The sequence below is a fragment of the Ruegeria sp. AM7 genome (assembly GCF_056535965.1).
In genome coordinates this window covers 407,832-432,828 of the sequence record NZ_JBQFJE010000001.1, presented here as the reverse complement: position 1 = coordinate 432,828, position 24,997 = coordinate 407,832, and the positions used below count along the sequence as shown (strand labels likewise).

General features: G+C 55.2%; 21 protein-coding genes. 9 read left to right on the top strand and 12 right to left on the bottom strand.

Annotation, left to right across the window (positions count from 1 at the left end; translation table 11 throughout):
- Positions 1-81: 81 nt before the first annotated feature.
- Positions 82-1,110, bottom strand: coding sequence for a TRAP transporter substrate-binding protein (locus tag ACR3EG_RS01860; protein ID WP_480482405.1), 1,029 nt, complete (start codon positions 1,108-1,110; stop codon positions 82-84).
- 249 nt (positions 1,111-1,359) lie between these two features.
- Between ACR3EG_RS01860 and pobA the strand changes: the two genes are divergently transcribed.
- From pobA to ACR3EG_RS01830, 6 genes are read left to right on the top strand one after another with little or no spacing between them, the layout of a single operon-like run.
- Positions 1,360-2,529 (top strand): 4-hydroxybenzoate 3-monooxygenase, encoded by a 1,170-nt coding sequence (pobA, locus tag ACR3EG_RS01855; RefSeq protein WP_480482403.1) that lies wholly within the window; start codon positions 1,360-1,362, stop codon positions 2,527-2,529.
- A gap of 2 nt (positions 2,530-2,531) precedes the next feature.
- Positions 2,532-2,936, top strand: a complete 405-nt coding sequence (pcaC, locus tag ACR3EG_RS01850; RefSeq protein ID WP_480482401.1) for a 4-carboxymuconolactone decarboxylase — start codon at positions 2,532-2,534, stop codon at positions 2,934-2,936.
- Positions 2,933-3,649, top strand: coding sequence for a protocatechuate 3,4-dioxygenase subunit beta (gene pcaH / locus ACR3EG_RS01845; RefSeq protein ID WP_480482399.1), 717 nt, complete (start codon positions 2,933-2,935; stop codon positions 3,647-3,649). The genes pcaC and pcaH overlap by 4 nt, the downstream gene beginning before the upstream one ends.
- Positions 3,650-3,651: 2 nt before the next feature.
- Positions 3,652-4,251 carry a protocatechuate 3,4-dioxygenase subunit alpha gene (pcaG, locus tag ACR3EG_RS01840; protein WP_480482397.1) on the top strand — a complete coding sequence of 200 codons (600 nt, stop codon included), beginning with the start codon at positions 3,652-3,654 and terminating at the stop codon, positions 4,249-4,251.
- Positions 4,244-5,095: a 3-oxoadipate:acetyl-CoA acetyltransferase gene (locus tag ACR3EG_RS01835; RefSeq protein WP_480482395.1), complete on the top strand. Its 852-nt coding sequence runs from the start codon at positions 4,244-4,246 to the stop codon at positions 5,093-5,095. Before pcaG ends, ACR3EG_RS01835 begins: the two co-directional genes overlap by 8 nt.
- A gap of 36 nt (positions 5,096-5,131) precedes the next feature.
- Entirely contained in the window at positions 5,132-6,193 is a 1,062-nt protein-coding gene (locus ACR3EG_RS01830; protein ID WP_480482393.1) for a 3-carboxy-cis,cis-muconate cycloisomerase, read from the top strand.
- A 161-nt stretch (positions 6,194-6,354) separates the two neighbouring features.
- Here the strand turns inward: ACR3EG_RS01830 and ACR3EG_RS01825 are convergent, their stop codons facing one another.
- Genes ACR3EG_RS01825 through ugpB form a run of 4 tightly spaced genes read right to left on the bottom strand, consistent with a single transcriptional unit; the run spans position 6,355 to position 10,523 of the window.
- Positions 6,355-7,410, bottom strand: a complete 1,056-nt coding sequence (locus ACR3EG_RS01825; protein ID WP_480482391.1) for a sn-glycerol-3-phosphate import ATP-binding protein UgpC — start codon at positions 7,408-7,410, stop codon at positions 6,355-6,357.
- 3 nt (positions 7,411-7,413) lie between these two features.
- A complete protein-coding gene (ugpE, locus tag ACR3EG_RS01820; protein WP_480482858.1) occupies positions 7,414-8,250 on the bottom strand; it encodes a sn-glycerol-3-phosphate ABC transporter permease UgpE in 837 nt (278 codons plus the stop codon).
- 20 nt (positions 8,251-8,270) lie between these two features.
- The gene (gene ugpA / locus ACR3EG_RS01815) at positions 8,271-9,152 is read right to left on the bottom strand and encodes a sn-glycerol-3-phosphate ABC transporter permease UgpA (protein WP_480482389.1); all 882 of its coding nucleotides are present in this window, start codon (positions 9,150-9,152) and stop codon (positions 8,271-8,273) included.
- A 60-nt stretch (positions 9,153-9,212) separates the two neighbouring features.
- The gene (gene ugpB / locus ACR3EG_RS01810; RefSeq protein WP_209196375.1) at positions 9,213-10,523 is read right to left on the bottom strand and encodes a sn-glycerol-3-phosphate ABC transporter substrate-binding protein UgpB; all 1,311 of its coding nucleotides are present in this window, start codon (positions 10,521-10,523) and stop codon (positions 9,213-9,215) included.
- A 172-nt stretch (positions 10,524-10,695) separates the two neighbouring features.
- Between ugpB and ACR3EG_RS01805 the strand changes: the two genes are divergently transcribed.
- On the top strand, positions 10,696-11,610 hold the full coding sequence (locus tag ACR3EG_RS01805; protein ID WP_480482387.1) for a LysR substrate-binding domain-containing protein: 915 nt from the start codon (positions 10,696-10,698) through the stop codon (positions 11,608-11,610).
- Positions 11,611-11,851: 241 nt separating this feature from the next.
- On the opposite strand, the gene ACR3EG_RS01800 is transcribed toward ACR3EG_RS01805, so the two are convergent.
- The 7 genes from ACR3EG_RS01800 to ACR3EG_RS01770 form a co-directional block, all read right to left on the bottom strand.
- Entirely contained in the window at positions 11,852-12,907 is a 1,056-nt protein-coding gene (locus ACR3EG_RS01800; RefSeq protein ID WP_480482385.1) for an ABC transporter ATP-binding protein, read from the bottom strand.
- Positions 12,907-14,154: an MGH1-like glycoside hydrolase domain-containing protein gene (locus tag ACR3EG_RS01795; RefSeq protein ID WP_480482383.1), complete on the bottom strand. Its 1,248-nt coding sequence runs from the start codon at positions 14,152-14,154 to the stop codon at positions 12,907-12,909. The genes ACR3EG_RS01800 and ACR3EG_RS01795 overlap by 1 nt, the downstream gene beginning before the upstream one ends.
- Before the next feature lie 5 nt (positions 14,155-14,159).
- Entirely contained in the window at positions 14,160-15,368 is a 1,209-nt protein-coding gene (locus ACR3EG_RS01790) for a carbohydrate ABC transporter permease (protein ID WP_480482381.1), read from the bottom strand.
- Positions 15,368-16,600: a carbohydrate ABC transporter permease gene (locus ACR3EG_RS01785; RefSeq protein ID WP_480482379.1), complete on the bottom strand. Its 1,233-nt coding sequence runs from the start codon at positions 16,598-16,600 to the stop codon at positions 15,368-15,370. Before ACR3EG_RS01785 ends, ACR3EG_RS01790 begins: the two co-directional genes overlap by 1 nt.
- A 65-nt stretch (positions 16,601-16,665) precedes the next feature.
- Positions 16,666-18,021: an ABC transporter substrate-binding protein gene (locus tag ACR3EG_RS01780; RefSeq protein ID WP_480482377.1), complete on the bottom strand. Its 1,356-nt coding sequence runs from the start codon at positions 18,019-18,021 to the stop codon at positions 16,666-16,668.
- Entirely contained in the window at positions 18,018-19,172 is a 1,155-nt protein-coding gene (locus ACR3EG_RS01775) for a LacI family DNA-binding transcriptional regulator (RefSeq protein ID WP_480482375.1), read from the bottom strand. Before ACR3EG_RS01775 ends, ACR3EG_RS01780 begins: the two co-directional genes overlap by 4 nt.
- Before the next feature lie 1,056 nt (positions 19,173-20,228).
- A complete protein-coding gene (locus tag ACR3EG_RS01770; protein ID WP_480482373.1) occupies positions 20,229-21,506 on the bottom strand; it encodes a replication initiation protein in 1,278 nt (425 codons plus the stop codon).
- Between the two features lie 580 nt (positions 21,507-22,086).
- On the opposite strand from ACR3EG_RS01770, the gene ACR3EG_RS01765 reads away from it, so the two are divergent.
- The gene (locus tag ACR3EG_RS01765; protein ID WP_209196383.1) at positions 22,087-23,472 is read left to right on the top strand and encodes an AAA family ATPase; all 1,386 of its coding nucleotides are present in this window, start codon (positions 22,087-22,089) and stop codon (positions 23,470-23,472) included.
- Positions 23,465-24,532: a ParB/RepB/Spo0J family partition protein gene (locus ACR3EG_RS01760; RefSeq protein WP_480482371.1), complete on the top strand. Its 1,068-nt coding sequence runs from the start codon at positions 23,465-23,467 to the stop codon at positions 24,530-24,532. Before ACR3EG_RS01765 ends, ACR3EG_RS01760 begins: the two co-directional genes overlap by 8 nt.
- Positions 24,533-24,997 lie beyond the last annotated feature (465 nt).

Below are 24,997 nucleotides of genomic sequence, written 5' to 3'. Positions count from 1 at the left end.
TCCCCTCCACCAACGGTGCCGATGCAGATTTTGGTACAATTGCCGCGCGACGCTCAGACTGCGCCGCGCGGATGATCCGGCTTAGCTGCCGTGTTCGGCCATCAGCGCCTTGGCGCGATCGATCAGGGCCTGACCGTCAATGCCCTTTTCGTTCATCTCGGACAGCCAGGTGTCATAGACAGGCTGTGCCGCCTCGGCCCAGGCGGCGGATTGTTCGGCGTCCAGAGTCACCACGTTATTGCCGCGATCCAGCGCGATTTCACGTGCGGGCTCGTCATAGGCCTGCTGGACTTCGCCTGCGAACATGGAGAACTCCAGACCCGAATTGTCGTCGATGACGGCTTTCAGGTCATCAGGCAGCGCGGCGTATTTATCCTTGTTCATGGCAAGGACGAAGGTCACGGTATACATCATCGGCCCGGTGAATTCGGTATGGTTTTCTACCAGTTCCGGCACTTTCAACGCCTTGGTCACTTCCCACGGAATGGTCGTGCCGTCGATCACACCCTTGGACAGCGCCTCGGGCACCGCGGGCACAGGCATACCCACCGGGGTCGCGCCCAATGTGCTGAGCAAGGCGTTGACCTGACGCGAGGCGCCACGGATTTTCATGCCGTTGAAATCGTCTGGCGTCAGAACCTCTTTGTTGGCGTGGATCATGCCGGGGCCGTGGACCCAGCCACCCAGAACCTTCACGTCCGAGAATTCACGCGCGGCGATGTCTTCTTCCAGCAAGGTCCAGAACGCAGCCGAAGCGGGCTTGGCGTCATTCACCAGGAAGGGCAGTTCGAACACTTCGGTCGACGGGAAGCGGCCCGGCGTATAGCCGATGACGTTCCAGGTCATGTCGATCACGCCGTCGATCACCTGATCCAACAATTCCGGCGGCTTACCGCCCAGTTGCATCGAAGGATAGCGGGTGATTTCGATACGTCCGCCCGAATCCTCTTCGATCTTGTCGGCCCAGACGTCGATGATTTTCGATGGAATCGTCGCCTGCGCAGGTAAGAAGCTTTGCAGGTTGAATTCATATTCGGCAGCCGTTGCCGCCGTCCCCATGCTTAGGGCCAAAGCCCCTAACGCCCCGATCAGCGTGCGTTTGATCTTCATTGGTTCCTCCTCCTCTGCGCGATGCGTCGCGATGCAATTTAATGCATAACATGCATAATATCGCAACTTTTTTTGCAGACCCGCTTATCATCAGTCCAGCGTCCCAGGTCCGATACGGGGCGGTATCCAGTCATCGCATGGGATCATGTATGGCCCCCTTATGCTTTTATCGCAACGGTATGGCCGCATCCGTGCGTTGCGAAACCTCTTGCACAATGCAATCCTGCACAGCGGGGACAGGAGGATAAGATGCGGACGCAAGTTCTTGTGATCGGCGGCGGGCCGTCGGGTTTGCTGTTGTCACAGCTTCTGGCAACGCAGGGAATCGACAGCATCGTACTGGAGCGTCGGACGAAGGACTATGTGTTGGGCCGCATCCGCGCCGGCGTGTTGGAGCAGGGCTTTGTCGACCTGATGGATCAGGCAGGCGTCAGCGCGCGCCTGCACGCTGAGGCAATTGAACATAGCGGCACGTTGATCGCGGTCGAAGAGGATTGCTTCCGGGTCGACTTTCAGCACCATACCGGCACCCCGGTTCTGGTTTACGGCCAGACCGAAGTGACCCGCGACCTCTATGACGCGCGCGAGGCCGCAGGTGGCGCGATGATCTTCAACACCGAAAACGTCACCATTCATGACGCTGAAACCGACACCCCCTATGTGACCTTCACCACCGATGGGCAAGATCAGCGTATCGATGCGGATTTCGTCGCGGGCTGCGACGGGTTTCACGGGGTCAGCCGACAGACCATCCCGCTGTCGGTCCGGCGCGAATACGAAAAGATCTATCCTTTTGGCTGGCTGGGCATTCTGTCCGAAACCCCGCCTGTGCATCACGAATTGATCTATGCCTCGTCCCATCGCGGCTTTGCGCTGTGCTCGATGCGAAACGAAGCGCTGAGTCGCTATTACATCCAGTGTTCTCTGTCCGATCACCCCGAAGACTGGACCGACGCCGCCTTTTGGGCCGAGCTTAAACGCCGCATTCCAAAGGAATTTGCCGATCGCCTAGTGACTGGCCCGTCCATCGAGAAATCGATCGCGCCGCTGCGTTCCTTTGTGACCGAGCCGATGCAGTGGGGGCGGCTGTTTCTGTGCGGGGATGCCGCGCATATCGTGCCCCCAACCGGGGCCAAGGGGCTGAATACGGCGGCCTCGGACGTGCATTACCTGTTTCAAGGTTTGAAGGACTATTACCAAGATGGGTCTGAGGCCGGGATCGACACGTATTCGCAAAACGCTCTGGCGCGGGTTTGGAAGGCCGAGCGGTTCAGCTGGTGGTTTTCAACGCTGCTCCACCGCTTTCCCGACCAGTCCGAATTTGACCTCAAGATGCAACGGGCCGAGATTGACTTTCTGCGCAGCAACGAAGCCGCGCAAAAGGCGATGGCCGAGAACTATGTGGGGCTGCCGTATTAAAGATGACCGACGAAAAGGGGAACGTGATGGATCGCCATGCAACCGGCATGTCCGTGCGCCGCAAAGTTCTGGGCGACGCCCATGTAGATCGTGCCGAGGCGCGCAAAACCACCTTTGACGCGCCGTTTCAGGACATGATCACCGAAACCGCGTGGGGCACGCTGTGGGCGGACGACACGATCACCCCGCGCGAACGGTCTATGATCACGCTGGCGCTGCTGGCCGCGACGCGGAACTTTGACGAGATCCCCATGCATGTGCGCGCCTGCGCCAATACCGGGGCTTCGAAAGACGATATCCTTCAGGCTTTCCTGCACGCCGCCGTCTATGCGGGCGTTCCCTGCGCCAATCGGGCCATTGCCCTTGCCAAACAAACCTTTTCCGAGATGGAGGACATGGCGGAATGACCCAGCTTTTCCCACGCGACAGGGCCTGGCATCCGCAAGCCTTGGACCCCAATTATAAAACCAGCGTGACACGCTCTCCGAAACAACCGCTCTTGTCGCTGGAAGGGACCACAAGCGAGCTGTCCGGCCCGACCTTTGGCCATAGTGACATCGACCCGTTGGACAATGACCTTCTGCGCAATTTCGCTACAACCGGCGATCCGGTGGGTGAACGTATCTTGCTGCACGGACGGGTGCTGGATGAAAACGCCCGCCCGGTGCCCAATACACTGGTCGAGATCTGGCAGGCCAATGCGGGCGGGCGGTATCGCCACAAAAAAGACACCTATCTGGCTGCTATCGACCCGAATTTCGGCGGCTGTGGGCGAACGCTGACCGATGATCAGGGCTACTACCAGTTTCGCACCGTCAAACCCGGCGCTTATCCTTGGCGCAACTGGGTCAGCAGTTGGCGGCCTGCGCATATTCACGTGTCAGTCTTCGGAACCAGCTTTGCGCAGCGCCTGATCACGCAGCTTTACTTTGAAGGCGACCCGCTGATTGCCAAGTGTCCGATCATCAACACGATCCCCGACCCGCGCGCGATTGACCAACTGGTGGCCGCGCTGGATATCAACGCCTCCGTCCCTTTCGATTGTCTTGCTTATAAGTTCGACCTCGTGCTGCGCGGGCAGCGGTCGACCTATTTCGAAAACCGGCCCGAGGGGAACTGACCATGGTGCAAAGGCTGAACTATCTCAAGGAAACACCCTCACAGACCGCGGGGCCCTATGTGCATATCGGGCTGGCCCCCGGAGACGCCGGGTTCGATATCTACCGGCACGAGTTAGGCCGTGACATCGCGGGGCCAGACGCGTCAGGGACGAAGATCACTGTGCGCGGTATGGTACGCGACGGAACCGGCGCTCCGGTCAAGGATGTACTTATCGAAACATGGCAGGCGGATGCAAATGGCGTTTTTCCCGATCAGGGCTCTGTTGATCCGGGCTTTCGTGGCTGGGGCCGTGTGATACCGGATTTCGACACGGGTGAATGGGCGTTCGGCACAATCAAACCGGGCGCTGTTAAAGACCAAACCGGCGCAGTGATGGCCCCGCATATTAACTTGTGGCTCGTTGCTCGTGGGATCAATCTAGGCCTCAACACCCGGCTTTATTTCCCCGATGAAACGGCGGCAAATGCGTCGGATCCGGTGTTGAACCTGATTGAACAGCCCGCGCGCAGGCAAACTCTGATCGCGGAACAGGTGGAAGGCGGCTACCGGTTCGATATTCAATTACAAGGCCCCTCAGAAACGGTGTTTTTCGATGTCTGATCCTGTCTCACAAACCCCCTGCATCATCTGTGTGGCCATCACCGGTTCGGTGCCCACCAAGGCCGACAACCCTGCCGTTCCCATCAGGGTGCCGGAGCAGATCGAAAGCACTCATGAAGCTTTCGAGGCCGGAGCCTCCATCGCTCATTGCCATGTGCGCGACGCCGAGGGCAAACCCACCTCGGACCCCGACCTGTTTGGTGCGCTGAAGGAAGGGATCGAAACGCACTGCCCCGGCATGATAGTGCAGCTTTCCACCGGAGGTCGTTCGGGTGCGGGCAAGGCGCGCGGGGGTATGTTACCGCTGTCCCCGGACATGGCCTCGCTTTCGGTGGGATCGAACAACTTTCCGACGCGCGTTTATGAAAACCCACCCGATCTGGTGAACTGGCTGGCCAGCGAGATGGTAACCTACGGCGTCAAACCCGAGATCGAGGCCTTTGATCTGTCGCATATCCTGCAAGCGGCCCGGATGCACCGCGAGGGGCAATTGCCCGATACGCCCTATATTCAATTCGTCATGGGCGTCCGCAATGCCATGCCCGTGGATCGAGATGTATTCGATTTCTACGTCAAAACAGTGCACCGCCTGTTCGGAGACGTCCCGTGGTGCGCCGCCGGGATCGGGGCTGGGCAGATCAAGCTGAACGAATGGTCCATCGCGGCGGGCGGGCACGTGCGCACGGGACTAGAGGACAACGTGCGTCTGGATCGCGACACGCTTGCCCCGTCCAATGCAGCCCTGGTGCAGCGGGCCGTTGACCTGTGTCATGCGCATAAACGCCCGATTGCGAATGTCGATCAGGCCCGTGCCATTCTGGGCTTGCGCCCGGCTGCGGCCTAACGCCAGTCCGGACGACCCAAGATAAGGACGACAAAAATGACCGATCTGTTCTCGCACCCCTGGTTTTCCGGTCTGTTCGGCGACGCCGAGGCACAAGAGATCTGGTCGGCGGAGCGGTCGCTCGCCCATATGCTGGCCTTCGAGGCCGCCTATTCGCGCGGACTGGGTGCAATCGGCAAAATCCCTGCCGACCAAGCGGACGCTGCGGCCACATGGATTGAGCAAGCCGCGCCCGGCATTGAGACCTTGCGCGCGGGTACCATGGCGGATGGGCTGCCTGTTCCGGCGCTGGTTCAGGCCCTGAGATCGGATGCAGGACCACTGGCACCAGCCATTCACACCGGAACGACCTCGCAGGACGTAATGGACACGGCCTTGGCGTTGACCTTGCGCGAGACCACGGACCTGTTGCAAGAGCGCCTGTTGCGGCTGTCGGTCCTACTGGGCAATCTCAGCGAACAATTTGGCGAACGCAAAATCATGGGGCGCACACGGATGCAGGCTGCCCTGCCCGTCACAGTCGGCCACCGGATCGAAACCTGGCGTGATCCGCTTCGGGCCTATCACCAAAGCCTGTCCGACCTGCGCCATCGCGTGGAATGCGTACAACTGGCCGGACCTGTTGGCGATGGTCAGACGATCGGGCCTGCGCAACGCGACTTGGCGAAGCATATCGCCGATGCCCTTGGACTGCATGTGGCGGGCCAAAGCTGGCACACTGCCCGCGATAGGGTGGTGGAATATGCCGATCTGCTGTCGCGTATCTCGGGGTCGCTGGGGAAGATGGGGCAGGATATCTGCCTGATGGCCCAACAGGGCGTGGATGAGATCACGCTGTCCGGTGGCGGGGCATCTTCGGCTATGCCACATAAACAGAACCCCATTCTGGCCGAGCTGCTGGTGACACTGGCCCGGTTTAACGCCACACAGGTGTCTGGGATGCATCACGCATTGGTGCATGAACAGGAACGATCCGGCAGCGCTTGGGCGTTGGAATGGATGATCTTACCGACTATGGCGCAGACCACGGCTCGGTCACTCACTGCGGCGACCACATTGTGCACTCAGATCGTTTCTATTGGTACCGCGCCCGCCTGACCCCGCTCTGCTTGTTGACCTGATCCCTGCACCGCTTGGATTCAGCCAACCGAACTATTCTGGGCGACCTAGCAAAGTTGCGACCACTCCACCCCATTTTTTCGACAAGCTCATGAAACTGTGCTTTGGAAGCGGTGGCTTTTGCAAAACATAGGCATCCATCAGCTGTCCAATCGTCTTCCGGTCTTACTGTCGAAAAAATGCATGTGCTCCGGTGCAACCGAAAAGCGCATACTCGGATGGCGGCCTTCGATTGGGTGGACACCCGGCAGGCTGACGGTGATCATCGCGCCAGAGCCCGCAAGATGGCCGTGCAACAACGTGTTCGCTCCCAAGGGCTCTGCCATCTGAACCGCTGTCTCGAACGGGCCGTTTTCATCTACGGTCAGATGTTCTGGTCGAATCCCAAGTTTCAAAGCAGTATTGGGACCTTGTGACGGGCCAATTTCGGATGCGCCGACCCGGATCAACCCGTTCTCACGCTGCGCATCGAAAACGTTCATCGCAGGACTTCCTATGAATTGCGCGGCAAACAACGTTTTAGGGGTCTCGTAAACTTCTAACGGGGTGCCAATCTGTTCGGCCACGCCCCCGTTCATGACAATCATCCGATCGGCCATCGTCATCGCTTCGACCTGATCATGGGTCACATAAAGAGACGTGATCCCTAACTTTTCCTGAAGCTCACGAATTTCGAGACGCATTTGAACGCGCAGCTTGGCATCGAGGTTCGAGAGCGGCTCGTCAAACAGAAAAACAGCCGGTTCGCGGACAATGGCCCGACCCATCGCAACACGCTGACGTTGACCCCCCGACAGTTGTCTCGGCTTACGATCCAGCAACGGCTCCAATTGCAACAGCTTGGCCGCCTCGGTGACTTTCTGGTCGATCTGCGCCTTGGGCAAGCGTGCAATTTTCAGGCCGTACCCCATGTTCTGACGCACGGACATGTGTGGATAGAGCGCATAATTCTGGAACACCATCGCAATATCGCGGTCCATCGGCTCTTTTTCATTTGCACGCTCGCCACCGATCCGTATTTCGCCAGAGGTGACTGTCTCTAACCCGGCCACCATGCGCAAAAGCGTCGATTTTCCGCAGCCTGACGGGCCGACGATTACAATGAATTCTCCGTCTTCGATTTCCATGTCGATGCCGTGGATCACGTCCGTCGGGCCAAAGCTTTTCTTGACGTCTTGCAGGGTAACAGTTGCCATTTCTTATTTCTCGCTATCGACAAGGCCGCGGACAAACAGCTTTTGCATGGACACGACGACGATGACCGGTGGTATCATCGCCAGAATGGATGTGGCCATGATCGTCGGCCAATGGGCAAAATCATCGCCAGATGGGAACATCTGCTTGATGCCCATCACGATGGTGTTCATTTCGGGATCAGTGGTGATCAGCAGAGGCCACAGGTATTGGTTCCAGCCATAGATAAACAGGATCACAAACAAAGCGGCGATGTTGGTGCGGCTCATGGGCACGACAATATCAATGAAAAACCGCATCGGGCGGGCACCATCGACACGCGCGGCCTCGGCCAATTCATCGGGAATGGTCAGAAAGAACTGACGGAACAGGAAGGTCGCGGTGGCCGAAGCGATCAGCGGGAAGATCAGCCCGGAATAACTGTTTAGCATACCAAACCCGGCCACGACCTCAAACGTTGGTACGATCCGCACCTCGACCGGCAGCATAAGGGTGATGAAAATCATCCAGAAAAAGGTCTGACGACCGGGAAAACGGAAATAGACAATCGCAAAAGCCGACAGCAACGAGATGATGATCTTGCCCACTGCTATGCCGATTGCCATCACCAGACTGTTGAACAGCATCGTCGCCACGGGCACATTCACGCCTGAAAACAATGCCGCCTTGTAGTTCACCCAGAACTGATCCCCTGGCACAACAGGCATGGGCGGCGACACGATATCTGCTTGCGTGACGGTCGAGGCCACAAAGGCCAGCCAGATGGGAAAGAAAATGATCAGCACGCCTACGATCATGAGCGCATGGGTCAGCCAGATGCCGGCACCGCGTTTCTCGACCATTCCATTCTGTTGGGCGGCCATCAGTAGTGCACCCTCTTTTCCACGTATTTGAACTGGATCACTGTCAGCAAGCCAACAACAACCAGCAGGATAACGGATTGCGCTGAAGATGAGCCCAGATCCTGCCCCACAAACCCGTCTGAAAAGACCTTGTACACCAGAATGGTCGTGGCTTGTTGTGGACCGCCCCCGGTGATCGTGTGGATGACCCCGAAGGTTTCAAAGAATGCGTAGACAACATTTACCACCAACAAGAAGAACGCCGTTGGTGATAAAAGGGGCAATACGATGGTGAAAAACCGGCGCCAAAACCCGGCACCATCTATCGCCGCCGCCTCTATCACCGATCTTGGCACAGATTGCAGCGCCGCAAAGAAGAACAGGAAGTTATAGCTGATGCGCCCCCAGGCGGAGGCGACGACAACCAGCCCCATGGCTTCGGTTCCATTCAGTACGTGGTTCCAGTCATAGCCAAGTTGGCCCAGATACCACGAGATAACGCCGACGCGGGTGTTGAACATGAAAAGCCACAACACCCCGGCCACAGCTGGCGCGACCGCATAGGGCCAAATGAGCAGCGTCCTGTAAACGCCGGATCCTTTGATCAAGCGATCCGCGATCACTGCCAGAAACAGTGCAGGTATCATCGAGCAAAAGGTGACAAGCGTCGAAAACACCGCCGTTGTCACGAATGACGCGCGATAAAACTTGTCGCTAAGCAGGAACTCGAAATTGCCCAACCCAACGAATTGCGAGGACAATCCGAAAGGATCCGGAATAAACAAAGACTGCCATACGGCCTGTCCGGCGGGATAAAAGAAAAAAACGGCCGAGATGATGACCTGCGGCGCAATCAATGCAATTGGCAAAAGCCAGCCGCGAAAAGTGACGCGTTTTTCCAATTTGTCAGCCCACCAGCAGTTTAGAATGCGGGCTCTGACGAGCCCGCATGTGCCAAGAGTTTAGCGATTTGCCGATTCAAAACGGCGCAGCAACGCATCACCACGTTCTTTAGCGCTATCCATCGCTTCCTGGGCGGTCTTTTCGCCGGACCAGATTGCCTCGAGTTCTTCGTCGATGATGCCACGGATTTGATCGAAAGACCCAAGACGCAGACCCTTGGAGTTTGCGGTCGGCTCTTTCGCAGTCATTTGAATCACGGCAATGTCGGTGCCAGGGTTTTCTTCGTAGAACCCGGCGTTGCGCGTCTCGACACCGGCTTCGGCGGTGATCGGCAGATAACCGGTATTCTGGTGCCAATCGGCCTGAACACCCGAGGTCGACAGGAAGCTAAGAAACTCGCCAACGCCTTTATACGCGTCGTCCTCATGGCCTTCCATCACCCAAAGCGAAGCACCGCCGATGATCGTATTCTGCGGCTCGCTGATCACGCCTGACCAATAGGGCAAGGGGCGCACGTCAAAGTCGAACTGAGCTTCGGCTTTGATACCTGCGTAACCCGCAGAGCTTTCGGTGAACAAAGCGCATTCGCCAGACCGGAAATTCGCACCGCCTTCGTTGCGGCGACCGGTATAGATGAATTTGCCATCCTTTGCCCAATCTCCCATCGCAGTTAGATGCGCGACCTGCGTGGGTCCGTTCAGCATCAACTCGGTGTCCAGACCGGCAAACCCATTGTCCTTCGAGGCGAACGGGACGTCGTGATAAGCAGATAGGTTCTCAAGGTGAATCCAGCTTTGCCACGCAGTGACCAGGGGACAGTCTTCACCCCCGGCTTTCAGCTGATCAAGGGCAGCGCCCACGTTTTCCCAAGTGGACAGGTCTGTATCGGGGTCGACACCGGCCGCCTCGAAAGCATCGCGATTGACCCACAACACTGGCGTGGACGAGTTGAATGGTAAGGACAGCATGTCGCCGTCCGTCGTGGTGTAATAGCCTTTGACAGCGCCAATATAGGCGTCCGGATCAAAAGACGCACCACTCTCGGCCATGACCTCGAATACCGGCTTGATTGCCCCTTCGGCAGACATCATCGTGGCGGTGCCAACCTCGAACACCATTAGGATGTGGGGTTGTTCACCAGCGCGGAACGCCGCAATCCCCGCGTTCAGTGTTTCTGAATAATTGCCCTTGTGGCTTTCTATAACCACGAATTCATCCTGGCTGGCGTTGAATTCTTCGACCTGGGCCTTCACCAGTTCACCCAACCGACCCGTGAAGGCGTGCCAGAATTGAACTTCGGTCTGCGCCATTGCAGCCACCGGAGACAAAGCAGTTGTTACGGCTAGAGCGCCGAGAAAATTCTTTTTCATGATTCCTCCCATGCATCAGGCTCGATGCTTCGTTGAATACCGACCGCAATGCGAAACCGGTACACCTGACGATTTCACGACGTTAACCGCACAAGATCATAATTCAAGTCTGATCTGATGGATAAAAAAATAACACAGTGTTATGGAGGGCTTCTCATCACCGGAATTAGCAATGAGCCAAATACTTAGAATACGACAACTAGAAGCTTTAGTCGCGGTGACAACCAATGGATCTGTCACAGCAGCCGCTGTTGATTTGGGAGTTAGCCAACCAGCTGTCAGCCGACTGCTTTCGGATCTTGAAAAGTCGTTAGGATTTCAGCTTTTTGACCGGCGCGAAGGCCGGTTGTTGCCCACCCAGGAGGCGCGCTACCTCTTGCCGAGCGTAGAACGTGTTCTTGAATTGATGAATCAGATATCCGACGTCAGTCAGGATATCACTCAGCGCAAGGCGGGGCATATACGAGTTGCCTGCCTCCCCGGTTTTGCCACCAGCCATCTTCCAGATGTAGTCGCAGGATTTTTGAAAGACCGTCCCGGGGTAACCTTAACGATTGAGCCAGACAGACCCGAACGCATCCTCGAGTGGATGATCGGCGAACAGTATGATTTTGGGGTAACAGACAGTTTTAACGGCCACCCCGCAGTTGAAAGCAATAACGTAGATGTTCGAACGGTCTGCGTGTTCCCAACCGGTCACGAACTACAAAACCTGACTGAAATCACTCCAGCCGATCTTGCAGACAGCAAGATAATTCACACTCGGCGTGACAGTGATTTTTTCTTAAGACTCTCCAGAGTGTTTCAAAACGCTAATGTGACACTGAATACTCATATCGAAGTCAGACAGTTTACTGCGGCCTGCGAACTTGCCTTAAAAGGCGCAGGTGTGTCCGTTGTCAGTGAACTGGATGCTGTGCAGTACACTCCGCGAGGTTTAACATTTCGACCCTTTGCACCAGCACTGCCACATACGCTTTCTCTGGTGCGGCCGATTTTGAAACAACCTTCATTGGTGACGCTGGAATTCATAGAAGAATTCAAAGAGAGTCTTGCACCATTTTCAACCCAACGGATCGATCAATAGTCCCAGAAGGAATGCAGCAATAAGTCGCCATCCGAACCGCAAAAACTATTCCTGTTCTAGCTTCCTAACCGCATCCCAATGACAGACGGGACTGCGTTTGCGAACCTCTTTGCAGGTGGCAGGGCCACGGCCTGTTCGGTGGCTGTATACGGCTTGTTAAGGCATGCGATGCTGGGTCGCAAAGCCTTGCGCGGCAGCGTTTCCGCCCGACCAGACTAAACCTTGAAAGGTTATCCCCCTTTTAATTTGCGCTGATCGCCTGCCCTAACGCATCGAAGAACTGCAGTTTCTCAGGCGCGAAAAGAAGGCCAACCTGCATTCCCGCCTTGATCTTCGTATCCCCGCCAAGGCGAACGGTCACCTTCTCGTCAAATCCGCAGTCGACGATAACGAACATGTCGGCCCCAAGATATTCGACAACCTCGACCACGCCATCACTATTCCCCGAACCGGATTCAACAACACTGATATGTTCAGGACGGATACCCAACCGGGTTGCGTCACCTGTTCGGTCAAACGGGCCAATGCCGCCGTTTTCCAGACGAAACCGGTCCCCCGCCACAGAGCAAGGCAACACGTTCATCTTTGGGCTGCCAATGAACTGCGCGACAAAAAGGTTGGCGGGGCTTTCGTACAACTCGCGCGGAGTGCCCACCTGCGCGATCTTGCCGAATTCCAGCACCACGATGCGATCGGCCAGAGTCATCGCTTCGACCTGATCATGGGTTACATAGATCATGGTTCGGTTCAGACTTTGGTGCAGTTTCGCGATCTCATAGCGCATTTCGACCCGCAGAGCGGCATCAAGGTTGGACAAGGGCTCGTCGAACAGGAACGCAGTGGGGTCGCGCACGATCGACCGGCCGATAGCGACACGCTGTCTTTGGCCGCCGGAAAGATCCTTGGGGCGGCGCTCCAGATAAGGATCCAGTTTGAGAACCTCGGCAGCCTTTCCCACACGTTCAGCTATGTCAGGTTTCGACACGCCCGCAACTTTCAACGAAAAACCCATGTTTTCGGCCACGGTAAGGTGAGGGTATAGCGCATAGGACTGAAACACCATCGTCAGCCCCCTCTTGGAGGGCGGATGGTCGGTTACGTCATCGCCATCAATCAGAAGCGATCCGCGCGAGATATCCTCGAGCCCACCGATCATCCGCAACAATGTGGACTTGCCGCAACCAGACGGCCCCACGAAAACGACAAACTCACCGTCTTGGATGTCCAGGTCGATGCCCTTGATCACCTGAACTTCGCCGAACCATTTCTCGACGGCTTTAAGCTGGATACTCCCCATCAGTTCTTCCCCGCCCAATGCAGCCAAACCGCAGCCGTCCAAGTGAAAGAATTGCCTCCTGCCGGACCTCCGGTAAGAGGGTCGAAATACTCGGCAAATCCATGGCCCGCGATCAGCCGGGCTGTTTTCAGACGCAAGGCTTCGGCTTCAACCCCATGGCCCATCTCGGCCAGTCCGAAACCTGTCAGCATGTTCATGAATGCCCATGTCGGGCCGCGCCAGTAGCGGCGTTCGTCAAACTTGGGCATTTGCGGGTCATAGCTTGGAATGGGGTGTGGGACAGTAGTCAGAACCGTCTTGACCCGCTCAAGCATCTGGTCAGAGTCAATGCCCGCATACCAACACAAGTAGCTGGCGTTCGAGACGCTGTCCGCCCATTCACCGGTATGCGCATCGCGCGAGTCAAACGCACCAAGCGCGTCATTCCAAAGCGAACGTGCTCCGGTTTCCAGTATGTCCACATCTTCACTGAGCCCTTCCGCTTCTAGCCCCAGATCGTTGCTGATAGCCAACAAATCGCGGGCGGCGCGCAAGGTTGTGAAACTCATGGTTGGATCGGCCACACGGAATGGATTCAATGCCAGCAGTTTCTCCTGATCCCAGCCGACCTCGCGCCCGATGTTCACCAGTTTAATGTAACGGTCGTAATCGTATTTCGTCGGTCGGTCCGCGCTGTTCACGTGGCTGGTGTCACGGCGCTGATATTCACCCACATCCGAGGCATCAATCGCCGCCATCGTATTGTCCCAATCAGGCGCGTTGTCCCGCCCGGCCTCCCACGGATGCGTCGTACAAACTGCACCGTGATCGTCCAGCCGCCATGCCATGATCCAGCGATGCCAGGCCAGCATTTTGGGAAATAGCGCGCGCATCCTCTCTGCCCCAATGGCCTGGTCTATGTCCAAAACCCGCCGGGCCATTGTGGCGGCCAGTGGTGGTTGGATTATGCCCGAAGACGGGATAGGCCCGGTGCCGCCCCAAACATCCGGCCCCGGAAAGTAACCCGGATCGGGCTTGTGAAACAGGATATGCGGAACCATGCCATCCGCCCATTGGCCCGAGAACAGCGTTTCAAGTTCGGTCCAGGCGCGGTTGATGTCGAATTCGGCAAAACCCAGCGCGGCAATCGCGCTGTCCCAGTTCCATTGATAGGGGTATAGACCGCTGGTGGGGATGGTATAGCGACCGCGATCATTGGCGATCAGAATGTTGCGGGCCGATTCACTTGGGGTCGTATAGTAGTTCATGTCAGTCATCCTTTGACCGAGCCTGCCGTCAGGCCCTTGGTCATGAAACGTTCAAGCCCCAGAAATAGGGCCATGATGGGAACGGTGGCGATCACCGCACCGGCCATCAGGTGTTGGCGCGGGATTTCCGAGGAATTCAGCATCGTGACACCTCGGGTCAGGGTGAATTTCGACGGGTCATCCAGCAGCATGAAGGCCAGCAGGAACTCGTTCCAGGCGATCATGAAGACGTAAAGCGAGACCGAAGCCAGTGCCGGCAGGCTAAGCGGCAAGGTGATCTTCCAGATCACTGCCAGCCGCGACAGGCCGTCCATCAGACCCGCCTCTTCGACCTCGGTCGGCAGGCCGCGGAAATAGCCTTGAAGCATGTATAGGGCGACCGGGATCGTCGTGACCGGGTAGATCATAACGATGCCCAGGATCGAATTGCGCAGGCCCGTCAGCGAGAACGCGATGTAGATCGGCAGCGCCAACACGATCATCGGTACCATGTAGATCAGCAGGATTGAGCGCGAGAAAGCCTTTTGGCCTTTGAACCGGAACCGCGCCACTGCGTAGGCACCGGGTACGCTGAAGGCCAGCGTGATGAACACCGTCAGGACCGAGACATAGAAGGATGTCCACAGGTAGGTGCCGAAATTGAAGTCGCGGAACAGCTCGGTGTAGCTGCGGAACAGCGCCCAGCCCTGCGACAGGTCGACCGAGAAATCCAAAGGGTTCTGCAATAGCGCCTGTTGCGATTTCAGGCTGGTCATGACCATGACGTAGAAAGGGATGACAACAATGGCTGTGAAAAAGATATAGCCAAAGCCAGTGCAGAACCGGATCGCGGCATCCTCGAATTCGTGCCGTGTGAGTTCCCCAAACGGCGTGTCCCGCAATATCGCGGTAAGCGACAGATGCGTCACGACAGCCATGGCAAAAACGGTCACCAACAACGCCTGCAGGGACGTTTCAGAGCCGATCAGAACGGGACCAAAGCGCGTCAGGGCAGACAGTCCTAGCATGGTCGACAGACCAAGCCGCGCCATAGCGTGTCGTTCGGGGTAACGCACATAGATCAACCCGGCTACAGCGCCCCAAAGAAGGCAGAGCAAAACCTGCGGTCGAAACGCCGCCCCTGTCGAGAAGGACATGGTAATGGCGACGGTGGTCGCAATCACAACCAGCCAGAGCGCGCCCAAGGCTGGACCAGTCAAATAGCCTTTGCGCATCACAGGCCCTCCTCTCGGCTGATGAAACGGAAGAAGACAAAGCTGAAGGCGATCAGGCACATCAGGATCACCACGGCTACCGCCGCCCCTGCCCCGATATTGGAAATTGCAAAGGCCTGTTCATAGACGTTGACGGTCAGCGTACGGGTCCCCGCGTTGCCGCCGGTCAGCAGGAAAATGTCGTCGAACTTGTTGAACGTCCAGATAAAGCGCAGCAGGAACAGCACCGACAGGATGCCCAGCAGTTGCGGGATGCTGAGCAGCCAAAACTTCTGGAACGGTGACGCTCCATCCATATCTGCCGCTTCATACATACTAGAGTCGATGGATTGCATCCGCGCCAGAATGAACAGGAAGGACAGCGGAAAATAGCGCCAGATCTCGAACACTGTCACCATGATCAGGGCCAGAGGACGTTCGCCGAAGAAATTGATAGGCTCACTGCTCAGCCCCATTTGCACAAGCAGCGCATTGGCAGAGCCTGAGAACGGATCAAACAGGGTAACCCAAGTAAAGGCCACGGCAATGACCGGGGCCACGTAGGGGAACAGGTAAAGGCCTCGTATGATCCCCTGCCCTTTGAAACTTTTGTTCAGCAACAGGGCTGCGAACAATCCCATCACCAGCGCTCCGATCGTGCCGAAGACCGTGTAGAACAGCGTGACCCACAAAACGCCCCAGAACTCATCCCCGTCAAAAACGCGGGCGAAGTTTTCAAGGCTGAACTCGAAATTGGTCAGAACGCTTGGGCCACTTCCAGTTATGCTGGGTTCGGACCCTTCGATCAGATCTTCGAAAGTATCCGGGTCACCTTCCAGCGTGACCGGAATGCGAACACGTTCGCGATAGCCACCTTCGAGAGTGCCGAAATCACAGAACAAATCCTGCCCGTCCAACACGCAAGGGGCCAAGACCTCGCCCGCGGTCACGCCACCCGGCAAAACGTCGGTTAAGGTGACACCGGTGACAGCAATATCCTGACTGGAGTTTCGCACGCGGTATTCAATCCGCAAATCATCACCTGATCCGCGCAAGCTCTCGCGCACAACGGGTGCGGGCGGCCGCAGATCGGACAAGGTGAACGGCTTGAAACTGATCCAGAAGATCGCAAGCAAGGGCAGGATCACGACAAGCGATACGCTGATTACGGTCGGGGAAAGCAACGCCCAGGCCAGACGCGCCTCGCGTTTGGCTAGCGCCCCGGTTCCGGTCGGTGGGGTGGCCGAAGACATAAGGGACCTCAGAGGTTTAGGTGTAGCGGCGCGCCCGCCGCTACAAGTGCCGGTCAAGCAGGAGTTTACTGGACCTTGGCAAGCTCATCATTCATCGCGGCCACGGCAGCCGCGGCGTCGATTTCATCATCGATATACTGGCGCACAACCCGGTTGATGGCCTGACTGTTGATCATCTTGGAGGCCAGCGAGAGCTGCCCTTCGGCCACGCCCCAACGCTGCGCCACATCCAATCCGCCGACAATCTCATCGATCATCGCCTGATCATAAAGATCACCCAGCGGCGCCTTGCGGTCGACGCCTACAGGCAATTTTGCCCAGGCTTCGGCAAAAGCGGTCGGGTTTTCGGCGTTACCGCGACGAACCGGGAACTTACCCTCGGGCGCGATTGACAAGGTTTGGGTGTACCCGTCATCCATGGCGTATTTCACAAACTCCATCGACGCGTCCGTGTCGGCGTCATTGGTGATCCCAAAATACCGAACATCGCCCCAAGCTGCCCCTTCCGGGTTGGAGGGGCCCGAGAAATTGGTGACAATCCCTGTTTTCGACGCCAGATCGCGCGAGGTCGGGTCATCGTTGATTGTTGGCGGCGCGCTGTCGCGCAGACCGGCCAACTCGTCCAGAATGAAGGGCGACCAGATGATCATCGCGGCTTTGCCATCAAAATACAGCTCGCGCGATTGCTTCCAGAACAACTCACCCGGAGGCGACGCTTTTGAAATCGCTTTGTAGAAGTCCAAGACCTCGGTTGTCTTCGCTTCGTCCAGAGGCTGGAACCCATCCGGGCCGACCGGGCTGACGCCATTGGCAAGGAACACGTGCTCCAGCACCTGGCTCATGAAGTTCTCGTCCACCTTGGTTGCGGCAACAAAACCATACATCTCGGGCGGGTTGTGCAGCTTGTCCAGCGCGGCCAAGACATTTGCATAGGAACTGGGTGCCTCAAGTCCGGCCTCGTCAAACAAGTCCTTGCGATAGACGATCATCTGCGTCCAGCCATCCACTGGCACCGACGCGGTTTCGCCATTGAACGCAGCCATCGCCAAAGCCCCCGGAGCGAATGTGCCAGCACCCAATTCTTCGATCACCTCGGTCGCGGCTTCGGTGTCCAGAATACCAGCCTCGGCCCAAGGCAGAGCGTATTGCAAAGTGTGATAGACCACGTCCGGCAGGTCCCCGGCGGCAAATGCGGCAGTAGCGCGCGTTCCCAGATCGCTTTCGGTGACCGGGATCACCTCGACTGTGGTGCCGGTTTCGACCTTGAACTGATCGGCCATCTCTTGTTGCTTGGCCAAACGCTCGGGCTGTTCCTCTGTGGTCCAGAACCGGATCGTGTCCGCTTGCGCCGACAACGCGGTCAACGCAAAGGCGAGCGACGTTCCAAGCAACAGCCGGGATGCTTTGGATTTCAGTCTCATGTTAGATCTCCCCGTTTTTGGTTTGTTAGATATTGTCGTTTCTGCGCCAGTTCTTCTGGCGTCAGTCTGGGCGGGCCGTCCGAACCACCCGTAACAAGGGTGGCATCAACCAGTTCTTGTAATGTCGAGGGGTCAGCCCCTTGGATTTGCTGGATCAACAAGGTTGCCAACCGTTGCCCTGCCTTGCGCGAATCCACCGAGAAGGTTGTCAGCGCCGGGCGGGCGTATTGGCATTCCGATACGCCGTCATAGCCAATCACCGAAATATCGCGCCCAATTTCGAAACCCTGATCCTGCGCATCCGCGCAGAACCCCAGAGCAGCCAGATCGGTCGCAAACACAATCGCTGTCGGAGGACATTCCAGCGCCATCAGCGCCCGCCCCTGCGACGCGCCGTCTTCGCGCGTGCGTGCGCCCTCACGGATTAGATCCGTGTCCAAGGGCAGGCCAGCAGCCTGCATACCCTCGGCATAGCCGTCACGGCGCAGATGCGCGTAGTTGAACTTGGGGTCGCTTCCAACAAAGCCGATACGCGAATGCCCAAATTCGTTCAGCCGCAAAACGGCGTTGCGCATTGCACTTTCCCCCGCAATGTCGAACCACGAGGTTTCGTCCCACTTGTTCGGCTGCCCATAGCCGGTGCGCCCATAAAGGATATGCGGAACGTCGAGGCTACGCAGCAAACCGATGCGCGCATCCTTCACTGCTGTTCGTGGTAGAATGAATCCGTCAGCCTTGCGCTCCTGGTAAAGTCGGCTGAGCACTTTCAGCGTATCTTTCTCGGATGTGGCCGTAGAGATGGTCATGGTCCAGTCGAGACTGCTCGCCGCTTGACAGGCTCCAGCCAGAAAATCCTGCAGGAAGGGATTTTGCTGATCCGGCTCTTCGCTGTTCAGAACCATCGCAATAGCCCGAACCTGCCCGGTTCGGATCGCCTGCGCGTGACTGAGCGGTCGATACCCCAAGGCCCGCGCGGCCTTTTCAACCCGCGCACGCGTGACCGGAGAAATATCGGAATACCCGTTGAGCGCCCGGGAAACCGTGCTCTTGGACAAGCCAAGATGTGCGGCCAACTCGTCCAGCTTAACTCGGCCGGACACAGTCATCTGGCTGGAATGGTTGCTTAGCGGATATGAAAGATTCGTAGTCATTAAGGCTATTTCAATGTTCCGAAACCGGTTTCGGCAACAAAAAAGTGAAAAAAAGTGCAAACTGTCTATTTTTTGGAAGTTTTGAGGATTGTCTTGGCAGTTCTTGCAGCGCGCGAGAGACCAGTAAACTTATAGGCGTTCACATCCACTAAAGAACCATCAAAAATAGTGTGCTTGTTAGCGCTAAATCCAATGCCGCCTTTGAAAGCTAGAGGCCACACCAGTTATCTGCGCAGTTCAGGCATTATTCAAACGCGCGAACAAGTTGGTAGTGCCACTATCAAGCATGTTTTTAAAAGCGGGACACCTTACAAATATCCAGTAGCTTCGCGCTTGCTTTGTTAAAGTATCTTCTTTGAAGCTAGCCGACCGAAATACCTACCTTCACGGCAAGATCTGAAATATTCAAGGGGGGGGCTGATAAGTATCACCGGAATCTGTTATAGACTTTTGGCTATTGACGGCGTCAGGTACCGCGGATGAATGACTTTGGGTAAAACCAGCCGTAGGCAAGTTCTTGGTTTTCTTCAAAGGCTCGCATAGTCCAAAGGGCGTGATCCTTTTTGCGGTAGTTTTCTGTATCCGATGCTGAATTTCTTACCAGGCACTGGAAGACATCATGGCCGGCTGCGGTGTCTCAGTGGTCCACACCACGCCGAACTGATTGGCTACTCGGTATTTTGACGTAATCGCCAGGACAGTTCCGTGGCTCAAAACTTGGCAACAAAGCCAGCAAAAACGGGTTTGTTTTGGAGTCATAGGGCTCTTTTTAAAACAGCAAGTCAGCAATAGTCGCTTCGCACTATGTGCTCATTTTTTTAATTTTTTGCGTATTACCTTTTGGCAAACCAAACGGAAAGTTATCGTCCCTCATCCCAATTCTTCCCAGCAGACTACAATTGGCATTTTGCTCAGGCAACGTTCTGCAATTACATATATTCTCGACGTTAGGAGAAACTTCTTTGCTGAAGATATGCGGGCAATGAACAAATTGTGGTTCTAGTGCCGTGCGAACGCCAAATTGCTCAAAACACTATTGAGATACCAAAGATCCTATTATGCGTCTTTCGAAACCGGCACGAACGATTCAGGCTCAAGATCTTCCCAAAACTCAAAAATCTTAGAGGCGTTCAACCCGGACCGCCACCCATGTGTCCGGAAGTGCTCTCGATCAAGTTCATTTTCCAACCCTGCCATGAACAGACGCTTATCAGCATCTCTTTGCGTGGGGTTTCGCCGCGAAACCAACTTCTCAACAATAGCGAACATACGCGAACGTTCCGAACGTTCAGCAGCTCTTTTTGCGTATGCCTGATCCTCCTCATACTTTTCCAGGCGCCGCAGCCGAGCAGCCTCTTTGGCTTCGGGCGAAGGTTCAACGTCGTTCTCAGGTGAATTTGATTGGTAATCGTCTCGTAGAGCCGCTGAAAGATACCCCAGCGCAGATTTCACACTCCCCTGCCCGCTTACATATTCGAGTTTCTGTTGTACGTAGTCTTCACCGTGCTCCGCGATCCACTGACGAGCTAACCGGTCGGACACCCCTTGCTTCAGCAACTTTTTATAAACCGACAAATTTCGAACCCCATCGCTGTCGTCAATCTGGAACATTGCCTTTTGGGGGTTACCTTTAATCCTGAACCTAATATCGGTGACGGTACGACCTTTCTTTTGAAAATCCGCCTCAACCAGAATATCCGAGCTCTTGTTTACCTCTGCCACAGCTGGCTTGATAATCTTTGCGTTCAGATGCTTGAAACTACTGTAGTAGTCGCTTCCATCAACGCCCATCAACTTCCTAAAAACATCCAACGACCACCATCCAGTCGAACCGGTTCTGACAAACCTGTAACAGTTTTCATAAAGCGCCAGTCCATGACCAGAACTAAAGTTCTTCTGAATTTGCACGTTAATCAAAGCGTAAATCTTGGGGTCGTAGAGTTTTTGAGCCAGGGCTGGTGAATAGGCATATTCACAGACACCGCCTTTCAGCTTTGCAAAACTTAAAAGAGATGAAACTCCCCACTCTTGACGACCCTTTTCATCAAGCATGTCCCACTCGGCTACAGTTTCAGCCAAAGCTCGAAGGCTTGATCGCAATGTATCAAAATCATTTGAGTTGTACCCAACCATCATCGCTAGTGTTCGCGCATCAATCGTGTGGGTTGTCGCAGACGTCAATGCATCATACGCGTTGAGCAAAAGTACATTAGACAACTTACGCTGCAACAGCGTCAACTTACCGCTGATATGTATAGCAGCGACGTTCTTTTTGACTGCTTCACGGCGCAACGCGCCCGAGAGACGGTCGAGGTTCAATTTCGTTTCTGGCATGATTCTGCCTGACTGCTCTTTATTGTGATATTTGACACGAAAGGTACCTCCGGAGCAAACAATTTTGGGTGCCTAAATACGGGATGACCATTATCCTGCAGACGGGTACCCAAGGACTTTCCACCCGAACTTATCCACAGAAACCTCTGTATACTGACCACACTTCCGTAACCACAGGCCAGCGCCGATACATTTTTTGCTTTTCTCAGAGCCTAAAAGGCGGGTTTCGGCACTTCCTGCGAATCGGGCCCTTTCCCACCGAATTTTGTTACCAATCGACCTGCATACGGGTACCTTTGATACCGAAGATTGGTCCCTTAACGCCCGTAAACAGGTACCCAATACGCATTATATCTTTGTTTTTAAACGTTTTTCTAATAGCAAAGATTCTAAATATCTAAAAATAAATAAACGATTTGTTGCGTTGTTCCATTCATTTTTTTATCCAGAACAGACCTCCACAGCGCTCTATCCATGATTTTTGTGGAAAACCCCGACTCACAGGATAGCGCCTACGTAAAATGTTCGCTAAGTTCGGCGATATACGCTCTAATAGCGAACATACTGTGAGGCACACAAAATGAGCAAACCCACGCAACCTCCCCTGCCCCCCTACTTTAACTTAGATCCAGCGCAAGCGGCAGGGAAACTTCCAGACCCTATTGGAACCACGCGGTTTGCCAAGGCGGCGACCTTTTGCGCTAAGGGGAGGGAAGACCTGGCACTAAGAGGTTACGCCCCAGACGGAGAAAAACGCCTTCGTCGTTTTTCTATTTGGGAAATAACAAAGTACCTAATTCCGGTAGCTCCTGCGCATCTAAGACGTGTATTGAAGGCCAATCCGGAACTTCCGCAAGGAGAAGGTGAGGCCGGCTCCAAATGGTTTACTCTTGAAGAAGTTATAAGTCTCAGAAACCATTTTGCGGCAGGGGGAGTTAGTACGAAAGAATACCTGCCTTATCGTCCGGAAGGAATGCCTGCGAAAGTTGTGGCTGTCGCAAATTTCAAAGGAGGCGTTGGTAAAACGTCCACCGCTGCGCATTTGGCAATGTCCGCTGCCTTAGACGGCTACAAGGTGCTGGTTGTTGACTTGGACAGTCAAGGATCCATGACCTCTATCTTGGGCGGACGCGTAGCAGATGAGTGGCAAACAGTTTTCCCTTTGATTGCTAAAGATTACGCGCGTGCGGTACAGGAAGAGAACCGTGTGCGAAGCGCCGCAGGACAGCCAGAAATAGCCTTGGATGAAACTCTAGAAGAGGCGATGAAAACCTCGCCAAAAGACGTAATTCAAAAAACACATTGGCCAAACATTGACCTAATCGGAGCGCAGTTGAACCTCTACTGGGCCGAGTTTCAGATACCTGTGTGGCGAATGGGACTTCGGAGTTGGCCGTTGTGGGATGGCTTGACAAATTTCCTAGAGGACGAGGGGGTTCTGAATGACTACGATATTGTCTTTCTCGATACCCCTCCTGCACTTGGGTACCTTACAATCAACGCTCTTGCAGCCGCTGATATTCTTTTGGTGCCGTTGGGGGCCTCGTTCCTTGAATTTGATTCAACGGGCAGATTCTTCGATATGCTCTATACGACTTTCGCCAGTATAGAGGACGGAGAGAATGCGGCCTTGAGGGCTGCAGGTCTACCGGAATTGAAATTTGAGTGGGACGTTGTTCGGGCCATCATAACTAGATTTGACGCCAGCCAGCAAACAGATATGGCGAATGTTATCCAAGCCTATTTTGGTGACTTTATGAATGCTTACCGTCAGGATTTTACTGCACTTGTGGGGCAGGCGGGTGAGCAAGTTAACGGCATCTATGAGGCGGACTATAGGGACTTTAATCGGGAAACCTACGTCAGAGGGCGGGAAACGTTTGATCGCACATACGCAGAATTCAAAGAAGTCCTGATCGGTTGCTGGTGGCGCGACGCAAATATGGGAGGTGAGAGCAATGGCTAAACGCAGAAGACTGACGGTGCCAGATACTAAGGATCTCAAAGAGATCGAGGAAGGTTTCGCCGCGAAACCATCGCTGAACCCATTTGAGGGTTCGGGTGTTACGCCCCCAATAGCGCAAGTTGCTGCAGAAGCTGCCATGCTAAACGGTATGACGTCTGTCACTGATCGGGCTGCTTTGGCGAAAGATCAAGGCGACGCGTCCAAATGGCGCGCAGCACAGGACGCTGGATTGGTCGCTGAAGAGCTGCCTATCGAAACGATTGATCCTGACTTCATTCGTCGCGACCGTATGGTCGAGGACGAAGAGGCGATGGCCGAGTTGCTAGAATCGCTTCGGGAAAACGGATTAAGAACGCCAATTGAGGTGACGCAAAGCGGCGAAGGCTATGGGCTGATTTCCGGCTTTCGACGACTGGTAGCTTTCCGTCGTCTATCTCAAACGGACCCGCGGTTTGCCAAAATCCCGGCATTTGTGCGCCAAGCTGGAACGGGGCAGGGAGCCTACGTTTCGATGGTCGAAGAGAACGAACTGAGAGCAAATCTTAGCCCATACGAACGAGGTCGAATTGCCGTGTTGGCTGCGGGGCAGGGGGTTTTTTCCTCGACCGAGGAGGCGGTGGATGTTTTGTTTGCAGCAGCTTCTAAAGCCAAGCGCTCGAAAGTCAGAAGTTTTGCTCTTGTGCACGAAGCATTGGGAGATGTTTTGAGATATCCTATTGATTTAACAGAGAAAATAGGATTATCTCTTGCGGCTGCATTGCGTTCGGGCGCTCAGCCAGAGCTTCGGAATGCCCTGGTTGCTTCTGAGCCGAGTGATGCGAAGTCAGAATGGGCTGTTCTAAACGCAGCACTAAAATCATTGAACCAACCCGGCAAGAACAAGTCGCGGGGAGGTAGACCTCAGCAAGTGCAAAAACTGACTTCTGTCGCGTTGTCCGGTGGAGGCAACGTGGTCGGCGAATTGTCGGCCAACGAAGTGCGTATCCGCATTCAGACTGAAGACGTTACAGTCGAGGAAGCTCAGGCGTTGCTTGAAAAGATTGCTAGCAGTCTGGCCTAGGTCACGTTCCATTCTGTAAGCCTCGGGTTCGAAGGTTGGCTGTGCTCTGTCTTCGTTGAGAGAGAACAGAGCGCAGCCACTTCAACTGGCGTGAAGTGATCAAACTTAGCTGCTCCGCAAAGCTAGGCGTGAAGTGTCAACGTTTAAGTGGCGAAGAGATTTGAAGATACGCTGGTCGTCTGCCGAGAAAAAAGTTTTCGAGTAGCCATACCGGAAATAACAAAACCGGAAGCTAAATGGTCCTGTGGTCTGATCGGAGTTGCTCGGAAGTCTACGATCCATGTCTGTTGTCTGAGTCACAAGCAAGAGCCGTACTACGGGCTATGAAGTGTACTTGCCGAGGTGAAAGGCAGGGCTATTGATTACTACGCGAATTTCAGCAGACAGAAAAACTTAACAAGAAAAGGTTGTTAATTTTGGTGAACCAAAAGACAGCTAAGATTAAAGAGCTTAACATCGCCATAC

Excerpts from the sequence above, each read along its gene's own strand:
- ACR3EG_RS01860 (WP_480482405.1), bottom strand. The coding sequence starts at position 1,110 with ATGAAGATCAAACGCACGCTGATCGGGGCGTTAGGGGCTTTGGCCCTA.
- pobA (WP_480482403.1), top strand. The coding sequence starts at position 1,360 with ATGCGGACGCAAGTTCTTGTGATCGGCGGCGGGCCGTCGGGTTTGCTG.
- pcaC (WP_480482401.1), top strand. The coding sequence starts at position 2,532 with ATGACCGACGAAAAGGGGAACGTGATGGATCGCCATGCAACCGGCATG.
- pcaH (WP_480482399.1), top strand. The coding sequence starts at position 2,933 with ATGACCCAGCTTTTCCCACGCGACAGGGCCTGGCATCCGCAAGCCTTG.
- pcaG (WP_480482397.1), top strand. The coding sequence starts at position 3,652 with ATGGTGCAAAGGCTGAACTATCTCAAGGAAACACCCTCACAGACCGCG.
- ACR3EG_RS01835 (WP_480482395.1), top strand. The coding sequence starts at position 4,244 with ATGTCTGATCCTGTCTCACAAACCCCCTGCATCATCTGTGTGGCCATC.
- ACR3EG_RS01830 (WP_480482393.1), top strand. The coding sequence starts at position 5,132 with ATGACCGATCTGTTCTCGCACCCCTGGTTTTCCGGTCTGTTCGGCGAC.
- ACR3EG_RS01825 (WP_480482391.1), bottom strand. The coding sequence starts at position 7,410 with ATGGCAACTGTTACCCTGCAAGACGTCAAGAAAAGCTTTGGCCCGACG.
- ugpE (WP_480482858.1), bottom strand. The coding sequence starts at position 8,250 with ATGGTCGAGAAACGCGGTGCCGGCATCTGGCTGACCCATGCGCTCATG.
- ugpB (WP_209196375.1), bottom strand. The coding sequence starts at position 10,523 with ATGAAAAAGAATTTTCTCGGCGCTCTAGCCGTAACAACTGCTTTGTCT.
- ACR3EG_RS01805 (WP_480482387.1), top strand. The coding sequence starts at position 10,696 with ATGAGCCAAATACTTAGAATACGACAACTAGAAGCTTTAGTCGCGGTG.
- ACR3EG_RS01800 (WP_480482385.1), bottom strand. The coding sequence starts at position 12,907 with ATGGGGAGTATCCAGCTTAAAGCCGTCGAGAAATGGTTCGGCGAAGTT.
- ACR3EG_RS01795 (WP_480482383.1), bottom strand. The coding sequence starts at position 14,154 with ATGAACTACTATACGACCCCAAGTGAATCGGCCCGCAACATTCTGATC.
- ACR3EG_RS01790 (WP_480482381.1), bottom strand. The coding sequence starts at position 15,368 with ATGCGCAAAGGCTATTTGACTGGTCCAGCCTTGGGCGCGCTCTGGCTG.
- ACR3EG_RS01785 (WP_480482379.1), bottom strand. The coding sequence starts at position 16,600 with ATGTCTTCGGCCACCCCACCGACCGGAACCGGGGCGCTAGCCAAACGC.
- ACR3EG_RS01780 (WP_480482377.1), bottom strand. The coding sequence starts at position 18,021 with ATGAGACTGAAATCCAAAGCATCCCGGCTGTTGCTTGGAACGTCGCTC.
- ACR3EG_RS01775 (WP_480482375.1), bottom strand. The coding sequence starts at position 19,172 with ATGACTACGAATCTTTCATATCCGCTAAGCAACCATTCCAGCCAGATG.
- ACR3EG_RS01770 (WP_480482373.1), bottom strand. The coding sequence starts at position 21,506 with ATGCCAGAAACGAAATTGAACCTCGACCGTCTCTCGGGCGCGTTGCGC.
- ACR3EG_RS01765 (WP_209196383.1), top strand. The coding sequence starts at position 22,087 with ATGAGCAAACCCACGCAACCTCCCCTGCCCCCCTACTTTAACTTAGAT.
- ACR3EG_RS01760 (WP_480482371.1), top strand. The coding sequence starts at position 23,465 with ATGGCTAAACGCAGAAGACTGACGGTGCCAGATACTAAGGATCTCAAA.